This window comes from Mycobacterium sp. IDUB_21, from assembly GCF_055419425.1.
On sequence record NZ_JBVAXQ010000001.1, the window covers coordinates 84,147 to 101,464 of the forward strand.

The 17,318-nt window shown below is 66.8% G+C and carries 19 protein-coding genes; 7 read left to right on the plus strand and 12 right to left on the minus strand.

Annotation, left to right across the window (positions count from 1 at the left end; all coding sequences use genetic code 11):
• Positions 1-31: 31 nt before the first annotated feature.
• Positions 32-292 carry a hypothetical protein gene (locus ACZYY4_RS00385; protein ID WP_463807433.1) on the plus strand — a complete coding sequence of 87 codons (261 nt, stop codon included), beginning with the start codon at positions 32-34 and terminating at the stop codon, positions 290-292.
• Here the strand turns inward: ACZYY4_RS00385 and ACZYY4_RS00390 are convergent.
• The 4 genes from ACZYY4_RS00390 to ACZYY4_RS00405 are packed head-to-tail and all read right to left on the minus strand — an operon-like array spanning position 267 to position 3,380.
• Positions 267-986 carry an EthD domain-containing protein gene (locus tag ACZYY4_RS00390; protein WP_463807434.1) on the minus strand — a complete coding sequence of 240 codons (720 nt, stop codon included), beginning with the start codon at positions 984-986 and terminating at the stop codon, positions 267-269. The two genes, ACZYY4_RS00385 and ACZYY4_RS00390, sit on opposite strands and share 26 nt — an antisense overlap.
• Positions 987-994: 8 nt before the next feature.
• Positions 995-1,903 carry a TIGR03619 family F420-dependent LLM class oxidoreductase gene (locus tag ACZYY4_RS00395; protein WP_463807931.1) on the minus strand — a complete coding sequence of 303 codons (909 nt, stop codon included), beginning with the start codon at positions 1,901-1,903 and terminating at the stop codon, positions 995-997.
• 26 nt (positions 1,904-1,929) lie between these two features.
• Positions 1,930-2,409 carry a nuclear transport factor 2 family protein gene (locus ACZYY4_RS00400; protein ID WP_463807435.1) on the minus strand — a complete coding sequence of 160 codons (480 nt, stop codon included), beginning with the start codon at positions 2,407-2,409 and terminating at the stop codon, positions 1,930-1,932.
• Positions 2,406-3,380 carry an IclR family transcriptional regulator gene (locus ACZYY4_RS00405; RefSeq protein WP_463807436.1) on the minus strand — a complete coding sequence of 325 codons (975 nt, stop codon included), beginning with the start codon at positions 3,378-3,380 and terminating at the stop codon, positions 2,406-2,408. Before ACZYY4_RS00405 ends, ACZYY4_RS00400 begins: the two co-directional genes overlap by 4 nt.
• A 95-nt stretch (positions 3,381-3,475) precedes the next feature.
• On the opposite strand from ACZYY4_RS00405, the gene ACZYY4_RS00410 reads away from it, so the two are divergent.
• Genes ACZYY4_RS00410 through ACZYY4_RS00420 form a run of 3 tightly spaced genes read left to right on the plus strand, consistent with a single transcriptional unit; the run spans position 3,476 to position 6,533 of the window.
• Entirely contained in the window at positions 3,476-4,603 is a 1,128-nt protein-coding gene (locus tag ACZYY4_RS00410; RefSeq protein ID WP_463807437.1) for a hypothetical protein, read from the plus strand.
• A gap of 2 nt (positions 4,604-4,605) precedes the next feature.
• Positions 4,606-5,388, plus strand: a complete 783-nt coding sequence (locus tag ACZYY4_RS00415; protein WP_463807932.1) for an SDR family oxidoreductase — start codon at positions 4,606-4,608, stop codon at positions 5,386-5,388.
• Positions 5,388-6,533: a sulfotransferase family protein gene (locus ACZYY4_RS00420; RefSeq protein WP_463807438.1), complete on the plus strand. Its 1,146-nt coding sequence runs from the start codon at positions 5,388-5,390 to the stop codon at positions 6,531-6,533. The genes ACZYY4_RS00415 and ACZYY4_RS00420 overlap by 1 nt, the downstream gene beginning before the upstream one ends.
• A 20-nt stretch (positions 6,534-6,553) precedes the next feature.
• Here the strand turns inward: ACZYY4_RS00420 and ACZYY4_RS00425 are convergent, their stop codons facing one another.
• Positions 6,554-7,030 (minus strand): hypothetical protein, encoded by a 477-nt coding sequence (locus tag ACZYY4_RS00425; protein ID WP_463807439.1) that lies wholly within the window; start codon positions 7,028-7,030, stop codon positions 6,554-6,556.
• A gap of 8 nt (positions 7,031-7,038) precedes the next feature.
• Entirely contained in the window at positions 7,039-8,220 is a 1,182-nt protein-coding gene (locus tag ACZYY4_RS00430) for a Rieske 2Fe-2S domain-containing protein (protein WP_463807440.1), read from the minus strand.
• Between the two features lie 110 nt (positions 8,221-8,330).
• On the opposite strand from ACZYY4_RS00430, the gene ACZYY4_RS00435 reads away from it, so the two are divergent.
• The gene (locus ACZYY4_RS00435) at positions 8,331-8,864 is read left to right on the plus strand and encodes a gamma carbonic anhydrase family protein (protein ID WP_463807441.1); all 534 of its coding nucleotides are present in this window, start codon (positions 8,331-8,333) and stop codon (positions 8,862-8,864) included.
• Here ACZYY4_RS00435 and ACZYY4_RS00440 read toward each other — a convergent pair.
• From ACZYY4_RS00440 to ACZYY4_RS00465, 6 genes are all read right to left on the minus strand, one after another.
• On the minus strand, positions 8,861-9,502 hold the full coding sequence (locus ACZYY4_RS00440; protein WP_463807442.1) for a hypothetical protein: 642 nt from the start codon (positions 9,500-9,502) through the stop codon (positions 8,861-8,863). The two genes, ACZYY4_RS00435 and ACZYY4_RS00440, sit on opposite strands and share 4 nt — an antisense overlap.
• 153 nt (positions 9,503-9,655) lie before the next feature.
• Positions 9,656-10,066, minus strand: a complete 411-nt coding sequence (locus ACZYY4_RS00445) for a nuclear transport factor 2 family protein (protein WP_463807443.1) — start codon at positions 10,064-10,066, stop codon at positions 9,656-9,658.
• A gap of 4 nt (positions 10,067-10,070) precedes the next feature.
• Positions 10,071-10,949, minus strand: a complete 879-nt coding sequence (locus ACZYY4_RS00450; protein WP_463807445.1) for a TIGR03619 family F420-dependent LLM class oxidoreductase — start codon at positions 10,947-10,949, stop codon at positions 10,071-10,073.
• The gene (locus tag ACZYY4_RS00455; protein ID WP_463807446.1) at positions 10,949-12,130 is read right to left on the minus strand and encodes a thiolase domain-containing protein; all 1,182 of its coding nucleotides are present in this window, start codon (positions 12,128-12,130) and stop codon (positions 10,949-10,951) included. The genes ACZYY4_RS00450 and ACZYY4_RS00455 overlap by 1 nt, the downstream gene beginning before the upstream one ends.
• Positions 12,130-13,206 (minus strand): thiolase domain-containing protein, encoded by a 1,077-nt coding sequence (locus ACZYY4_RS00460; protein WP_463807447.1) that lies wholly within the window; start codon positions 13,204-13,206, stop codon positions 12,130-12,132. The genes ACZYY4_RS00455 and ACZYY4_RS00460 overlap by 1 nt, the downstream gene beginning before the upstream one ends.
• Before the next feature lie 14 nt (positions 13,207-13,220).
• The gene (locus ACZYY4_RS00465; RefSeq protein WP_463807933.1) at positions 13,221-14,201 is read right to left on the minus strand and encodes a Zn-ribbon domain-containing OB-fold protein; all 981 of its coding nucleotides are present in this window, start codon (positions 14,199-14,201) and stop codon (positions 13,221-13,223) included.
• Between the two features lie 85 nt (positions 14,202-14,286).
• On the opposite strand from ACZYY4_RS00465, the gene ACZYY4_RS00470 reads away from it, so the two are divergent.
• Positions 14,287-15,327 (plus strand): LLM class F420-dependent oxidoreductase, encoded by a 1,041-nt coding sequence (locus ACZYY4_RS00470; protein ID WP_463807449.1) that lies wholly within the window; start codon positions 14,287-14,289, stop codon positions 15,325-15,327.
• Positions 15,328-15,371: 44 nt separating this feature from the next.
• A complete protein-coding gene (locus tag ACZYY4_RS00475; RefSeq protein WP_463807451.1) occupies positions 15,372-16,919 on the plus strand; it encodes an acyl-CoA synthetase in 1,548 nt (515 codons plus the stop codon).
• The last annotated feature ends 399 nt before the right edge of the window (positions 16,920-17,318 follow it).

The window sequence follows — 17,318 nt, forward strand, 5'->3', positions numbered from 1 at the left end:
ACTTGCGGCGAAGCGCAGGTACCGTCGAAGCATGAACGTGACCCGAGCAGTGTGGGCCGGTGTGGCCGGTGTGGTCTTGACGATCGCGCCGGTCGCAAACGCCGCACCGTGCGATCAGACCGTCGGCGAATCCATCGACTCGTACCTCAATCGGCATCCGGACGTCAGGGCTGAACTGGACGAACGAGGGCGGCAGGAGGACCCGGGCGCCCCGAACCCGACGCTCGCCTACCTCGAACGGCACCCGCATGTGCGGGACGCGTTGATCACGCTGTCTCAGCAGTGCGTGTGACGAACGGCGACCGGTACAAGTAGCGGCTGGTGGGCACCGTGTCGATGTTCTGGTGCGCGCCGAACCGGGAGACGCTGCCCAGCAGTCGCTTGAGCCGGTCGGCGAGATCGGCCTCGTCGGCCGCGCCGTAGAACACGTACGGGTCTGACACCGCGCGATCGGGGAACAGTTCCTCGACGATGGCGTCGATCGGCGGTGCATCGTCGGTGAGTGCGCGGACCACGACGTTCTGGGTGTAGCCGAAGGTCGCCTGGGTGTCGATCGCGACCTGGGTGTGGTCGATGTGCCAGCGATGCAACCAGGTCGCCTGGTCCAGGTCCGCGGGCCGGCGCAGCAGCGCCACATTGGCCAGCCCGGGGGTGCGCGCGCCGTCGCCGGGGTCCGGTGGCGGCATCGGGGCCGATTCGGTCACCAGATACGCTGCCGCCGAATCGGATTCAGCTTCGATCAGCGCAATGGCGGCCCGGGCCTGATCTCCGTAATACTGCTGGGTCCACAGGCTGATCACCGCGGCCGCCGGCGGATCCAAGGTGGTCAGCTGCATCATGGCGTCCCGCACTGGCTCGTCGCGTACGTTGACCGCGAGCCCCGGAACTCCCAGATCCAGCAGCTCCGCGGCGACCGGACCGCGCAGCCTGGCGCACCAGTCGTCGCTGAAATCGGTTGTCCGTGCGATGATCACGACCTTTTCCATGGTGTCTCCTAGGTTGCGGCGCGGAACGCCTCGACGAGTTCGCTCAGCAGATCAGCCGCGCGGCCGGTGTCGCGAGGCAGTGAGCAGGTGACCCGTACATCGGTGACGCCGGCGGCCACCAGTGCCGGCGCCGACGCCGCGGTGGCGGCGGTGTCGATGGAGCCGTCGGCCTGCTTGACGGTTCTCGCGTGGCCCAGCACCTGAAGGCCGGTCGGATCGCCTCCCAGGCCGGCGACGCGGTCCTTCATCGCCGCGATGGCCCCGGCCGGATCCTGGATCGCCGGGCCCCACGGGATCCAGCCGGAGCCGAACCGGGCCAACCTACGGGCCACCGCGTCGTTGACGGTTCCGCTGACCCAGATCGGGACACCTTCCGGCTGAGCGGGTTTGGGCATCTGATGGATGTTCTCGAACGACAACTCCGGAGAGGCGTAGCTGCTGCGCTGCCGGGTCCAGAGCGTCTGGCACACCTCGAGGGTGTGATCCAGCAGGCGGCCGCGACGTTCGAACGGCAGGCCGGCGGCCTCGTACTCCTCGCGTTGCCAGCCGACGCCGACGCCGAGATCGAGCCGCCCGCTCGACAGCACGTCCAGGGTGGCCAACTGCTTGGCCAGCACGGCCGGTCGGCGCAGTGCGGCCAGCAGCACCGCGGTGCCGAGCCGGATGCGGGCGGTGGTGGCCGCCAGCGCGGTCAGCACGATCAGCGGGTCCAGCCACTGGCCGTCGGGACCGGTCGGCTGCCGCCCACCGATGACCCCACCCAGCTTGGGATCGGCGTAGGCATCCGGATTCTCACCGAACACCACATGGTCGGAGACCACGACGCGATCCACCCCGGCAGCATCCATCGCGGCGCCCAGCGCGAGCGTGGCACCCCAGTCAAAGTCGGCGTCGTCGGTGAAAGTTCGTAACTGCATGGAGATCTGGGGCTTCTTGGGGGGAGTCACGCGCGCACCTTTCGGGTCGGCCGGGTCTCGATGGCATCGATCGACAGGCTGCGCACCGCTATCCGCCAGCCCTGTGCGTCGCGGCGGTAGACGTCGCTGTAGCGCAGGTACCAGACGTGGTCGGTGATCTGACCGCTGCTCTCGACCCAGTGGTGCGCGACCCCGGTGATGGCCCCGTTGGCCGCATCGCCGGTGGCTTGCCCGGTCTGGATGGCGGTGTAGACCTCCCCGACGATCGAGTGGTGCGTTCGGGTGATGCGGGCCAGCGTCCCCATCGCCGCGATGATCCCGGCTCCGCCGTTGTGGTGCACGTGCGGCTCCAAGTGATCCGGCGGCTCGGGCAGGATCAGTTCGCCATCGGCGGTGAACAATTCGGCCACCTCGTCGAACCGCCGGCCGTCGACGTAGGCGGCGTAGCGGTGCACGAGCCCGGACAGCTCCAGCCGATCGGCGACGGGCAACACCAACGCCGTCATGGCGCCGAACTCGACTGCGGCGTCGGCTTGGTCCCGCCGAGTTGTGTGGTGAGTGCGTCGGCTGTCCGGAGCAGCCCGCGGGCCCACTTGGTGATCTCGGTGTCGGTCAGCGCCCGCTGGGCGTGCAGCGACACGACCATCGCCTGGCGTTGATGATGGTCGTAGACCGGCGCCGAGATGACGCTGATGTCGTGGCGCTGTCGATTGCCGGCTGCTCCGCCCTTTTCGCGCAGGTACACCCGCTCGCCGATCGCCGAGACCAGTTCGCCGAGCAGTGCCCGCAGTTCGTCGGGCAGGTCGCTGGACAGGCCCGCCATCAGGGCGTAGAGCCGCTGCCCGCCCGGGGTCAGCCGCTCGACGAGGTAGCCGTCGGCGCGGCATTCGGCGACGACACGCTCGAGCCGCTCGCTCTCCGAGCGCAGTGGGATGGTGGGCTGTCGGGCCAGCCAGTCCCGCAGGGCAGCGTCGTCCCAGAGCACGAACATCAGTCCGACCGGCGGCGCGAATGGATAGCTCTGGCCGGCCTGGACCCTCAGCTGCGTGTTCGGTGCCGCGACCAACTCCAGCACCGTGATCCGGTCGTCGACCACTGCGCTCAGCGCCGCCGAGGTGGCGAAGGCGTGCGAGAGCCGGCGCAATTCGTCCCGTGCCTCGGGGCCGACCCGTAGTGACTGCTGGGCAGCGCGCCCGAGTGAGATCAGCCCTGGACCGAGCCGGTAGGCCTTGTCCGAACCGTCTCGGATCAGGTAGCCCGCGTCGGTCAGGGTGGTCGCGATACCCAGGCAGGTCGGCTTGGACAGACCGGTCCGGCGGGCCAGTTCGGACAGGCCGAAGCGCTGGTCGGGGTGCTGCGCCAGAAAGTCCAGGATGGCAACCACCCGTTCGGTGGGAGGCGACGACCGAACGGCTTGTCGGGGCGCCGCTTGTCCGGGCGCCGCTTGTCCGGGCGCCGCTTGTCCGGGCACAGCCATTGCAGCATGGTAGCGCGACCGTCTAAAGTCGGTTCGAGATATCTACCAATGCGGTCCAATAGTGAACCAACCGATGATCAGTGAGGTGCTGCGCGATGTACTCCGAGCCACTTTCGGCCGCGATCGCCGAGGCGGAGAAGCTGGTCGCCGCCGCCCCCCACATCGACACCGAGGCCGACCTGCTTGAGGGTCTGCAGTATCTGGCCGGGGGAGTCGAAGCGTGCGTGCACGCCGCGTTCAACTCCGAACGCGACCATCCGTTCCTGATGTCGGGCACCGGGCCGTTCACCAAGATGGGCTTGGACAATCCCGACACGCTGTACTTCGGCACCGTCGTGCGCCCCGGTAACGACTACGTGGTTCGCGGGACTCGGGGGACCACGACGGACCTGAGCTTCCAACTGCTCGGCGGCGAATACACCGACGACAATGTTCCGGCCAGCGAGGCGGCGTTCGACGACCGTGAGCTCGATGTCGCCGCCGACGGCAGCTTCACCTGGCGATTCCAGCCGAAGACGCCGGCGCAACTGGTGATCCGGGAGGTCTACAACGACTGGGCCGCCCAGCGCGGCACGCTCTCGATCGCCCGAACCGACACAGAGGGCACTGCGCCGCCGCCCCTGACCCGCGCACTCCTCGAGAAGCGTTATGCGGCAGCGGGGAAGCAACTGATCAACCGGGTCAAAACCTGGCTGGCCTTCCCGCAGTGGTTCTATCTCAATCTCCCGGTCAACACCATGGTGGCGCCGCGGCTCACTCCTGGTGGACTGGCCACCCAGTACTCGTCCGCCGGGCACTACGAGTTGCGGCCCGACGAAGCCCTGGTGATCACCCTGCCGGTGACCGATGCGCCGTATCTGGGCTTCCAGCTGGGCAGCCTCTGGTACATCTCGCTGGACTACATCAACCACCAGACGTCGCTGAACGCGACTCAGGCGCAAGCGGATCCGGACGGCAAGATCCGGATCGTGGTCGCCGACACCAATCCCGGTGTCGCCAACTGGGTCGAGACGCTGGGCCATCGCCGCGGCTTTCTGCAGTTCCGCTGGCAGCGGGTGTCGCGACCGCTGACCGAGGCCGACGGCCCGACCGTCGAACTCGTCGACGTCGACGCGGTGCCGGCGGCACTGCCCTTCTACGACCACAACAAGATCTCGGAAGAGGGCTGGCGCGCGCGTATCGCGCTGCGGCAGCAGCAAATCGCTAACAGAATGCTGGGGTGAAGATGACCGGAATGCTGGACGGCAAAGTCGTGGTGATCAGCGGGGTCGGGCCGGGGCTCGGCAGCACGCTGGCGCACCGGTTCGCGGCCGAAGGCGCCGACCTGGTGCTGGCCGCGCGCAGTGCGGATCGCCTCGAGGAGGTGGCGCAACAGGTCCGCGCCGCCGGTCGGCGCGCACTGGCGGTGCCCGCCGACATCACCGACGACGATCAGGTCGCCAACCTGGTTCAGGCCGCCTCGGCCGAGTACGACCACATCGACGTGCTGATCAACAACGCTTTCCGGGTCCCATCGATGAAGCCGTTGGCGCAGACCACGTTTCAGCACATCCGGGACGCCATCGAGCTCAGCGGGCTCGGGGCGCTGCGCCTGACCCAGGGCTTCACGCCGGCCCTGGCGCAGGCCAACGGCGCGATCGTCAACCTCAACTCGATGGTGATCCGGCACTCGCAGCCCAAGTACGGCGCCTACAAGATGGCCAAGGCCGCGCTGCTGGCGATGTCGCAATCGTTGGCCTCCGAACTCGGCGAGCAGGGAATCCGGGTCAATTCCGTTGCACCCGGTTATATCTGGGGTGAGACGCTGCAGAGCTACTTCAACCACCAGGCCGGCAAGTACGGCACCACCGCCGATCAGATCTACGCCGCCACTGCCGCCAACTCCGATCTGAAACGCCTGCCCACCGAGGATGAGGTGGCCTCGGCGGTGCTCTTTCTGGCCAGCGATCTGGCCAGCGGGATCAGCGGCCAGGTCCTCGACGTCAACTGCGGGGAGTACCACAACTGATGGCCCAGCGCACCGATGTGGGCACCGTCGAGGATCTGCACGCCTCGGCCACCAAGATGGTCGGCCTCGACGACTTCGGCCCCGACGACGACAACTACCGCGAAGCGCTCGGCGTGCTGCTGGACTCCTACGCCCATGAGGCCGATCTCACTGAGCTGGGCAGCAAGATGAATCGGTTCTTCCTGCGTGGCGCCCTGGTGGCCCGGTTGCTGTCGCAGGCCAATTGGAAGCAGCATCCCGAGTACGCCGACGTCGCCGTCGAGCGGCCGGTCTTCGTCACCGGCCTGCCCCGCACCGGCACCACCGCGCTGCACCGGCTGCTGGGAGCCGACCCGGACCATCAGGGGCTGGAGATGTGGCTGGCCGAGTTCCCGCAGCCGCGCCCGCCCCGCGACACCTGGGACGACAATCCGGTCTTCGCGCAGATGCAGGCGCAGTTCGCCCGGCACCATGAAGAGAACCCGGATTACACCGGGCTGCACTTCATGACCGCCGACGGCTTGGAGGAGTGCTGGCAGTTGCTGCGTCAGTCGCTGCACTCGGTGTCCTATGAGACCCTGGCGCATCTGCCGAGCTATTCGCGCTGGCTCTCCGAGCAGGATTGGGCGCCGTCGTATCAGCGGCATCGCCGCAACCTGCAACTGATCGGCCTCAACGACCCGGGGAAGCGGTGGGTGCTCAAGAATCCCAGTCACCTGTTCGCCCTGGACGCGATCATGGCCGTCTACCCGGATGCGCTCATCGTGCAGTGCCACCGCCCGGCCGAGACGATCATGGCGTCGATGTGCTCGTTGGCCCAGCACACCACCGAAGGCCAGTCGAACACCTTTGTCGGCGCGCAGATCGGCGCCGACGAGTTGGAGACGTGGGCCCGCGGGCTGGAGCTGTTCAACAGCCAGCGCGCCCAATACGATCAGGCCCAGTTCTGCGATCTCGACTATCGCGACTTCGTCGCCGATCCGGTGGCCGCCGCGGCGGGTATCTACGAGCGCTTCGGCCTGCCGTTGTCGGATGAGGCACGTCAGGCGATGGCCGACGACTACGCCGCCAGCAAGACCGGACCGCGCGCGCCCAAACACCATTACGCGCTGGAGGATTACGGCCTGACCACCGAGCAGGTGCAGGAGCGCTTCGCCGGCCTGTGAGACGTTAGCGCTTCCCGGGCTCAGTCGATGCCGTCGCCGGGCGGCGGGGCGCTTGAGCTCTCCTCGAGGTGGCCCTCGGCGACCGCGTGCCGAATGCTCTTTGCCAGGTTCGGGCAACCACGGGCGCGGCTGCTGGTGTTGCCGGCTTCCCGCTCGGCGGCGAAGTACGCGCACTGCTTCAGCGCAGCCGAACCCCACTGCACTGAGGTGTATCCGGGTCCCAGCTTCTTCACCTCGACAGTGGCCCGGCAGTGCCGGCACTCGACCGGCACCAGGCCCGAGTGCAGGTAGCGATCCGAATCCCGTTCCGTCGCAGCACGTATCGCCTCGTATCGGTCCGGGTCGACCGGGAACAGCGGTTGCCGCGCGTAGCGGGTGTCGGGGCCGGAATCGTCGGCGTCAGGCTCGTGGTCGTGGTCGTCATGCGGGCCGTACAGCACCAGCATGGACCGCGCCAGGTCTTCAGCGGCCGGGACGCCGTGTTCCTCCGGGCTCATGGCGACGGCTACTCGGCGTTAACGGATTCGGCGGACTCTGCGCTTTCTGCGCCCTCTTCTGCCTCGCCTTGTCCCCGCAGGTTCTCGGCCACCTCGGCGTTCCACTTCTCGTTGGCCACCGTCGCGTCGATCTCGATCTCGAAGCGATCGGTCATCTCGGGGGTGACGTCGGCGGCGTCGACGTAGAACTGCGAGTACCAGCGGCGCAGCTGATAGACGGCGCCGTCCTCCTCGACCAACAGCGGGTTCTCGATGCGGCTCTTGTGCGTCCAGATCTCGACGTCCTGCAGGAAGCCCTTGCTGACGCCGTCCGTCATGGCGTCAGCGATCTTTTCAGTGGTCGCGTCGTCCAGGCCCTTGGGTTTCTGCACGATGACGCCCCACATCAGCCGGAACTGGTCGTGGCTCACCGGGTAGTGGCAGTTGATCAGGATCGACTCGGCCTTGAAACCGCCGTAGGTGTTGTGCAGCCAGTTGATCATGAACGACGGCCCGAAGTACGAGGCTTCCGAATCGAGTTCTGATTCCCCGTAGGAGGTGCCCAGGCCGGGCACGTCGGGACGCCCGACGTTGTGCAGGTACTGCGAGGCGACGTGGCCCTCGAAGACGTTCTTGAACGACGTGGGCAGGCCGTAGTGGATGTAGAAGAAGTGTGCGAAGTCGGTGACGTTGTCGATGATGTCGCGGCAGTTGGAGTCGATCAGCATGGAATTCCAGCGCCAGTCGGTCCACTCGCCGCTGGACCACTCCGAGATCTCCGGGATCCGCACCTCGTCCGGGGGCGGGTTGCCCTCCGGGTCGTGCCACATGAACAGCAGGCCGCCGCGCACGTCGGTCGGGAAGGAGCGGGTGCGGGCCATCCGCGGGGTCCGTTTGGAGTAGGGGACCAGCTTGCAGCGGCCGTCGCCGCCCCAGCGCCAGTCGTGGAACGGGCAGGCGACCTCGTCGCCCTTGATGGTGCCGCGACTCAGGTCACCGCCCATGTGGCGGCAGTAAGCGTCGAGTACGTGCAGGTCACCGTGCGAGTCGCCGAACACCACCATCTTGGCGCCGAATGCGTGGATCGAGTGCGGTTTGCCGTCCAGGAACTCTTTCACCGGGCCCAGGCAGTGCCAGCCCCTGGCGTAGCGGTCCGGCAGTGCGCCGGTGTCGATCTCCCGGACGCCGACGTCGGCGTTGTCAGTGCTCACCTGTTGCCTCCAACCCATAGCTTCTAACTAGAACACGTTACAGTTTTGACAGCTGTTTGCGCAATAAGCCCTGCTGGTTCAGGGTCTTTGGTCCCTGGTATATCTGAACGATGCAGCTGTTCTCTTTCAACGGGCGTTCTCCGCGGATCGACCCCACCGCATTCGTCGCACCGACCGCCACCCTGATCGGCGACGTCACCATCGAGGCCGGTGCTTCGGTGTGGTTCGGCGCCATACTTCGCGGCGACGACGCACCCATTGTGGTGCGGGAGGGAGCCAACGTGCAGGACGGGTCGGTGCTGCACGTTCCGCCGGGTGTTCCGGTGGACATCGGACCCGGTGCGACGGTGGCCCACATGTGCCTGATCCACGGGGCGCACATCGGCGCCGAGGCGCTGATCGGCAATCACTCCACGGTGCTCGACGGCGCGGTGATCGGCAGTCGCAGCCTGGTTGCGGCGGGTGCCACGGTGCTCGCCGGGACGAAGATCCCCGACGGGGTTCTGGTGACCGGTGCGCCTGCCGTCGTCAAAGGCCCGCTCGCCGGGACGGGCGCCGAGATGTGGATCAACGTGAACCCGAAGTACTACCAGGATCTCGCGCAGCGTTACCGCGCCGGCCTGGAACCGGTGCAGCCGGGCTAGGTGCTGCCGTCGAGTGCTGCCAGCAGGAGGGCGAAGGAGTCACCGGCATCCGAGGCGTCCCCGGCGCCCGAGTCCGCGGTGAAGGGGATCTCGAACAGGGTGAATGAATTCCCGAAACTGACCACGTCTTTCATGCCGTCCTCGGTGATCAGGAAGGTGTTGCTGATCGAGGGGATAAGAAACGAGAATTGGGTGGCGTACCCCAGTTCCGGGTCATTGATGACGGTGTTGGTGAACAACTCGAACGTGCCGAAAACGGGGGTAGCGAAGCTGAACATCTCGGTCGTGTCGAGAACCGTTCCCACGCTGGGGTAGCCGGCCGAATCATCGAGCAGGCTGAGGACCTCGGTGTGCTCGTTGCTGTAGAAGCTGGGGATGACGAAATTATTGATGTGGGCCGTGTACCAGTCGGCGCCGCCGGGGGAGTGGTAGACGGTGTAGTCGCCGTGGGTGTTGCTGATGGGCCCGAACTGGTCCCGCCCGCCGTTGGTCCACGATAGGACGTCGTAGAAGCCGGGCTGATCCATGCCCGGACCCGTGCCGTACGGCCAGCCGTCGTCGATCGCATCGGCGCCGGCGTGGCCGGCGAGTGCGACCGCGGCGCCGACGATTCCCACCGCTACGCGAGTCCTCCGCATGACAAGCCCCTTGAAAAGTAAAACGCCGCCTTTTTCTTTTCAGCAAATTAACATTTTTTACCTGGTCGGGCAACGGCAACTGCTCAGGCCCCGCGTGCGGGTGCGGATTGTGTTACTCCGCATCCGCGACAGTAGTCAACGAATCGAGCGGATTCAGATCTTGCGGGCGGTCTTCGCGGCGCGCTCGACCTCCCAGTAGGCGCGCAGCGCGATGAGCTGGCCCGCGTCGTTCACCCGGTAGGTGAAAACCCCATCGGTGGTGATCTGGTGGCCGGCCATGGTGGTCACGATGGAGCCGACGTTGGCTTCTTCGTCACCGCAGGCGAAGGTGTCGACGAAGTTGAACTCGATCTTGTCGGTCGCGGCGATCGCCTTGTCCCAGAACGCCGCGATCGCGTCACGGCCGCGGTGGCCGGTGCCTTCCGGGTCGAACGGAGACGGGCCGATCGGGTCCTCGACGATGGCGTCGTCGGCGAAGACGGACAGCCAGGCCTCCTTGTCGCGGGCGGCTACCGCGTCGCGGGAGCGTTGGCCTGCCACGTGGGCGGGGTGATCGAGTTGCATGGGTCTACTCCTGCCAGCCGGAATGAATATAGGTATCGGCAAAACGTTTCAGGGATTCCCGCTTGGCGTCCAGCGGGGCGTCGAAACCCAATCCGTCCAGCATCCAAGGGATCACGATGTTGTCGGTGACGCCGGCCGCCGCCAGTTCGCGGTGCCCGTCGACGCCGAACTTGTCGATGCACACCGCCTGGTACTCGAACGGCACGTCGGCGCGGTCGTGCTCGGCCAGCAGCGCCTGGAGTTTGCCGATGGTCTCGGCCAGCTGGGCGCCGGTCATCATCGCCGACGTCCAGCCGTCACCGATCTGGGCGGCGCGCTTCAGCGCGACGTCGGTGTGCCCGCCCACGTAGAAGGGCACCGGCTCGCCGGGAGCCGGGCTCATCTGCAGCCGGTCGAAATCGTAGAACTCGCCGTGGAATTCGACCATCCCGCCGGCCAGCACCAGTTTGATGACGTCGATCATCTCGTCGACCCGGGCGCCACGGCGGGCATACGGCACTCCGCACCACTCGAATTCCTCAGGCGCCCAGCCGATCCCGACTCCCAAAGCGAACCGGTTGCCGGTCAGGTTGGCCACCGAGCCCACCTGGCGGGCCAGCAGCAGCGGGTTGCGTGACCCCAGCTTGAGCACGTTGGTGTAGAACCGCAGCCTCGTCGTGACCGCCCCCATCGCGGCGGCGGCGATCAGCGGATCCACCCACGGGGTGTCCGCGTTCCACATCCGCGAACCGTCCGGGGTGTAGGGATAGTCCGCGGCGGCGGACTCCATGAAGAACAGCGAGTCGGGCAGTGCGACCGCGTCGAAACCCACTTCTTCGGCGCATCGCGCCAGTGCGACCAGTTCTTCGACCGGCCCCATCGCGACGCTCAGGGTGTATTTCATCAGCCGGCGGGTTTATCGGGCTTGTCGCTGCTGACCACCCACATCGAGTAGTACTGCGAGCCACCGCCGTAGGCGTGGCCCAAGGCTTTACGGGCGTCCGGAACCTGGTGGTCCCCGGCTTTGCCCATCACCTGGATTGCCGACTCGGCGAACCGGATCATCCCTGACGCGCCGATCGGGTTGGAGGACAACACACCGCCGGACGGGTTCACCGGCAGCTTCCCGCCGATCGCGGTCTCGCCGGCCTGGGTGAGCTTCCAGCCCTCACCGACCGCCGCAAAACCCAGGTTCTCCAGCCACATCGGCTCGAACCAGGAGAACGGCACGTAGATCTCGGCGGCGTCGATCTCGTCGATCGGGCTGGTGATCCCGGCGTCGCGCCACAGTGCGGCCGCAGCATCCCGGCCGGCCTGCGGATTGACCTGGTCGCGCCCGGAGTAGGCCAGCGGTTCGGTGCGCAGCGCGGTGGCGTGAATCCAGGCCACCGGTGCGCCCGCGTCGACCCGGGCCTGCGCGGCGGCCTCGTTGCCGATCACCAACGCACACGCGCCGTCCGAGGACGGGCAGGTCTCGTCGAAGCGGATCGGGTCCCACAGCATCTGGGAGGCCATCACCTTGTCGACGGTGATGTCGGGCTGATGCAGATGCGCGAGCGGATTGCGGGCGCCGTTGAGCCGGTCCTTGACCACAACCTTGGCGCCGGTGTCCAGCGGTGCGCCGGACTGGTGGATGTAGGCGCGTACGTGCGGGGCGAAATAACCGCCCGCACCGGCACCGACCGGCTTGCTGAACGGAATCGGGATGCTCAACCCCCACATGGCGTTGGACTCCGACTGCTTCTCCCAAGCCATCGCCAGCACCCGCCGGTACTTACCCGACTTGACCAGGCTGGCGGCGACGATCGCAGTCGAGCCGCCCACCGAGCCCGCGGTGTGCACCCGGATCAGCGGCTTGCCGGTGGCGCCCACTGCGTCGGCCATGAACAGCTCCGGCATCATGACGCCCTCGAAGAAGTCCGGCGCCTTACCGACCACCACCGCGTCGATGTCGTCGAACGTCGAGCCGGAGTCGGCGAGCGCACGGTCGATCGCCTCGCGCACCAGTCCGTTCATCGACACGTCGTGACGCGCTTTGACGTACTTCGTCTGCCCGGTGCCCAGCACCGCGGCGATCTCAGCCATCAGTTACTCCGCCCTTCTCGGCCTTCCATCACCGCGACGAGATTCTGTTGCAGCGCAGGCCCGCTGGTGGCGTGCGCCAGCACCCGGCCTGCCGAACCATTGAAAATGTGCTGGGCGGCGAAGCCGATGCGCTCCAACCCGGCGACGAACATCGGGTTGGCCGCCAGCGCGCCCCCAGACGGGTTGACCTTCGCCTTGGACGGCAGCCGCATCGCCTCGGTGAGGATCAGCTGCTGGTGGGTGAACGGCGCGTGGATCTCGGCGACGTCCACCGCCGGCATGTCGTCGCCGCTGGCCGCGCGTGCCGACGCGGTGGTCGACGGTGAGCGGGTCAGGTCCCGGCTGCCGAGCACCGGCGACTCGATGCGGTGCTCGAAACCGGTGATCCAGGCCGGGTTTTCGCACAGTTCGCGGGCCTTGTCGCCGGCGGCCAGGATGATCGCAGCGGCACCGTCGGTGATCGGCGCGATGTCGTGGCGGCGCAGCGGGTTGGCGAAGAACGGGCGTTCCAGCAGCTCGTCAAGGCTGGTGGAGGACTCCACCGAATCCACCCGCTCGGCGGCCGCGAACGAATCCAGCGCCACCCGGGCCATCTGTTCTTGCGTCCACTGGCCGCCGTCGAGGCCGAGCCGCGCCTGCAGCCCGGCGATCGAGATCGAGTCCGGCCACAACGGGGCGACGGTGTAGGGGTCGGTCTGCAGCGCCAGGATCCGGCGCAGCTGCCCGGCCGAGGATTTGCCGAATCCGTAGGCCAGCGCGGTGTCGACCTCACCGGTGAGCACCTTGATGTAGGCCTCGTAGAGTGCCCACGCGCCGTCCATTTCCACGTGCGACTCATTGATCGGCGGAACCGCGCCGATCGAGTCGATCGCCGAGATGAACGAGAAAGCCCGCCCGGCAAGGTAATCCGAGGAACCGGAACACCAGAAGCCGATGTCGGTGCTTTCGATGCCCAGTTCCCGGTAAAGCTGTTCGAAGCACGGCATCAGCATTTCGACGCCGTTGGTGGTGCCGTCGGTACGGCGGACGTGCGGGGCATGGGCGAAGCCCACCACCGCGACATCGCGAGTGCTCATCTGGCGGGTTCCCCTTACAGGTGGTGCTTGTAGGTGTCGTATTCGGCGTCCGGCTCCCCGGTCGGCCGGAAGTACTCGATGTTCTCCATGCCGTAGGTCCAGTTCTCGCGAGGCGCCCACACCGCCTGCACCCGCATACCCATCCGCACGTCCGCGGCGTCGACGTCGGAAACCAGTGTGAGGAACGGGATGTCGGAGCCGTCGAGCAACACGTAGGCCACTACGTAGGGGGGTTTGATCTTCTGGCCCTGGAACGGGATGTTGATGATCGCGAACGTGGTGATGGTGCCCGTGTCGGGCAGCTCGACGAAATCGGTGAGCTGCCGGCCGGTGGCCGGGTCGGCCTCGCGGGCCGGGAAGTACACCTTCCCTTTCTCCCCGTTCGGGCCGGTGGTGCGCGCGCCCAGCAGCTTGCCCTCCTTGAGCGCACGCAGGTAGGCGCTCTCGGGATGCGAGGCGCTGTGCTGGATCTCCAGCGCGATCGGGGTGATGACCATCGACACCGGGTCGCGTTCGTCGTCGGAGGTCTGCGGAGTCGGCTCGGCGTCCTCACCGATGGCGAAGTAGGCGATGTCGGTGATGGCGCCGACCGGCTCGTCGACCCAGTGCGCGTGCACCCGGGTACCGGTGCTGATCGCCTTGGGGCCTTCGGCGGCCACCGCGTGCAGCAACGCCACGTCGGCGCCGTCGAGCTTGATCAGCGCCCAGGCGAACGGGGTGTCCAGGGGCTGGCCTTCCAGTGGCTCCGGCTGCCAGGTCCATGACACCACAGTGCCGACACTGGCCACCGGTACGATCTCCGTGAGCTGTTCGTAGCTGACCGGGTCGTATTCGGCGGGCGGCACGTACACCCGACCGTCGGAGCCGCGGACGCCGACGATGCGGCGCTCACGCAGAGCGGTGAAGAACGCGCCGAGGACCGGACCTGTCGAACGGGTGTAGTCGAAAGACAACCCCAGGGGTGCGGACAGCGGCGGTTCCGGGTGTTCTGTCAGGGCGGAGCGGTGTTCGCTGACGGTCACGGCATCGAGTAGAACAGGTTCTAACAATCTGAGCAAGAAGGCCAGGAGGAATTCACCGATGAAGCTGGGACTGCAACTGGGATATTGGGGCGCGCAGCCGCCGACCAACCACGCCGAACTGGTGGCTGCGGCCGAGGAAGCGGGCTTCGACGCCGTCTTCACCGCCGAGGCCTGGGGCTCGGATGCCTACACCCCCCTGGCCTGGTGGGGGTCCTCGACGTCGCGGGTGCGGCTGGGCACCTCGGTGGTGCAATTGTCAGCCCGAACCCCGACCGCGTGCGCGATGGCCGCGTTGACGTTGGATCACCTCTCCGGTGGCCGGCACATCCTGGGTCTGGGCGTCTCGGGGCCGCAGGTGGTCGAGGGCTGGTACGGCCAGCGATTCGGAAAGCCGCTGGCCCGCACTCGCGAATACATCGACATCCTGCGGCAGGTGTGGGCGCGCGAGGCCCCGGTGACCAGTGCCGGACCGCACTACCCGCTGCCACTTTCTGGGGAGGGCACCACCGGACTGGGCAAGGCGCTCAAGCCGATCACGCACCCGCGGCGCGCAGATATCCCGGTGATGCTCGGCGCAGAGGGACCGAAGAACATCGCGCTGGCCGCCGAGATCGCCGATGGCTGGCTACCGATCTTCTACGCGCCGCGGTTGGCCGACATGTACAACGAGTGGCTGGACGAGGGCTTCGCGCGGCCCGGCGCGCGGCGCACCCGGGAGGACTTCGAGATCTGCGCGACCGCCCAGGTGGTCATCACCGAGGACCGCGCCGCGGCGTTCGCCGGGATCAAGCCGTTCCTGGCGCTCTACATGGGTGGCATGGGCTCCGAGGACACCAACTTCCACGCCGAGGTCTACCGCCGGATGGGGTATTCGGAGGTCGTCGACGACGTCACCAAGCTGTTCCGCAGCGGACAGAAGGACGGCAAAGAACAAGCGGCCAAGGTCATCCCGGACGAGCTGGTCGACGACGCCGTGATCGTCGGTGACATCGACTACGTGCGTTCCCAGATCAAGGTGTGGGAGACCGCCGGGGTGACGATGATGGTGGTCGCCGCCCGCGACACCGCCCAGGTTCAGCAGCTGGCGTCGCTGATCTGAGCTTCGCCTTGCACGCCGACTAGAACACGTTCTAGATTGGCCGGATGAGCGAAGCCGGCCTGTGGAACATCGCCCGTGACACCCCCGACGCCGTCGCCGTGGTCGACGTGCACGGTGGTCAGCTGACCTACGGTGAGCTGGCCGCCCGCGCCGACCGCTACGGCCGAGGCCTGCAGGCAATGGGCTTGGAGCCCGGCGATGTGCTGGTGATGGTGCTGCCCAATATCGTCGACACCCTCGCGGTGTACTTCGCCGCGATGCAGACCGGCCTGTACATCGTCGCGATCAACTGGCACCTGACCGGCCCGGAAATCGGCTACATTCTCTCCGACAGCGGCGCGAAAGTCCTTGTCGCCCACGAGCGATTCGCCGAGGCATCGAAGATCGCCGCCGACGAGGCCGGCCTGGCCGCCGACCGGCGGTTCGCGGTCGGTGCCATCGACGGCTTCACTGCGCTGTCGTCGCTGGGCGCCGGCGAAGAGGGCCGGCCCGACGTGCGCACCATGGGCGCGGCGATGCTCTACACCTCCGGCACCACCGGCAAGCCCAAGGGCGTCAAACGTCCGCTGACCGGAGCCGACCCCGACGCAGTGCCGGTCGCCTCCGCCGGCTTCTTCGCGCTGTACGACCTGGCGCCGTTCGACAACCACGTGCACATCTGCGGCTCCCCGCTGTATCACACTGCGGTGCTGAACTTCTCGGCCATCTCCATCCAGCTCGGCCACAAGGTGGTGCTGATGGACAAGTGGGAACCAGAGGAGATGCTGCGCCTCATGGCCGACCACAAGGTCACCCACAGCCACATGGTGCCCACCCAGTTCCGCCGGCTTCTGGCGCTGCCGACCGAGGTGCGCGAGCGCTACGACATGTCCTCGCTGCGCAACATCATCCACGGCGCGGCGCCGTGCCCGCCCGAGGTCAAGCGCCAGATGCTGGACTGGTGGGGCCCGGTGATCACCGAGTACTACGCCGCCACCGAGGGCGGCGGAACCAAGATCAGCGGCGCCGAGTGGCTGACACATCCGGGTTCAGTCGGAAAGGCCTGGCCGTACTCGGTGGTCAAGGTGCTCGACGACGACGGCAACGAGCTGCCGCCCGGCGAGGCCGGCACCGTCTACATGCAGATGGGCGGATCCAGCTTCGCCTACCACAACGACAAGAAGAAGACCGAGGAGAGCCGCGCAGGTGACCTGTTCACCGTGGGCGACGTCGGCTACCTCGACGAGGACGGTTACCTGTTCCTGCAGGACCGCAAGACCAACATGATCATCTCCGGCGGGGTCAACGTCTATCCGGCTGAGATCGAGAACGAGTTGATCATGCATCCGAAGGTGCTCGACGTGGCGGTGTTCGGGGTGCCCGATGAGGACTGGGGCGAGGCAATCAAGGCCGTGGTGCAGCCCGCCGAGGGTGTGGTCGGTGACGACGCGTTGACCGCCGAGCTGATGGAGTACGCGGCTGCGCGGCTGGCGAAGTTCAAGCTGCCCAAGTCAATTGACTACATCGCTGAGATGCCGCGCGACCCCAACGGCAAGCTGTACAAGCGCAAGCTGCGTGACCCGTACTGGGAGGGGCGGGGCGCGAAGATTTGAGGGATTTGTTCATCCCGCCGCGTTCACGTCTGCAAACGGAGCTACCTCGGTGGGCCCCAATGCTTCAGCGTGTTTGCTTCCTCTAGTGCCGCAAGTGCTTTGCACGACTGGGCTGCCGATGGGTCGGCAAACAAATCTTCGATGCGCCTCACATTGTCGCGGATCCATGATGCCGCCTCCGCTGGCGATACCACGTTGGTCTCGTCGTAGCCGTCCAAGTACTCTCGGACGATAGGGACTCGGAACCAGTTGTCAGGTGACCTCAACTTGGTTGGTGCTACGTCGAATAAGATCTGACCGCGGTCGTTAGCGATTTGCCAGCTTAGTATCGTTCCCGTGAGGGTGAGCGAGGCATTGATGGTGTCCGAACCTGAGGTTCGGGAGTTCGTTATCCGAAAA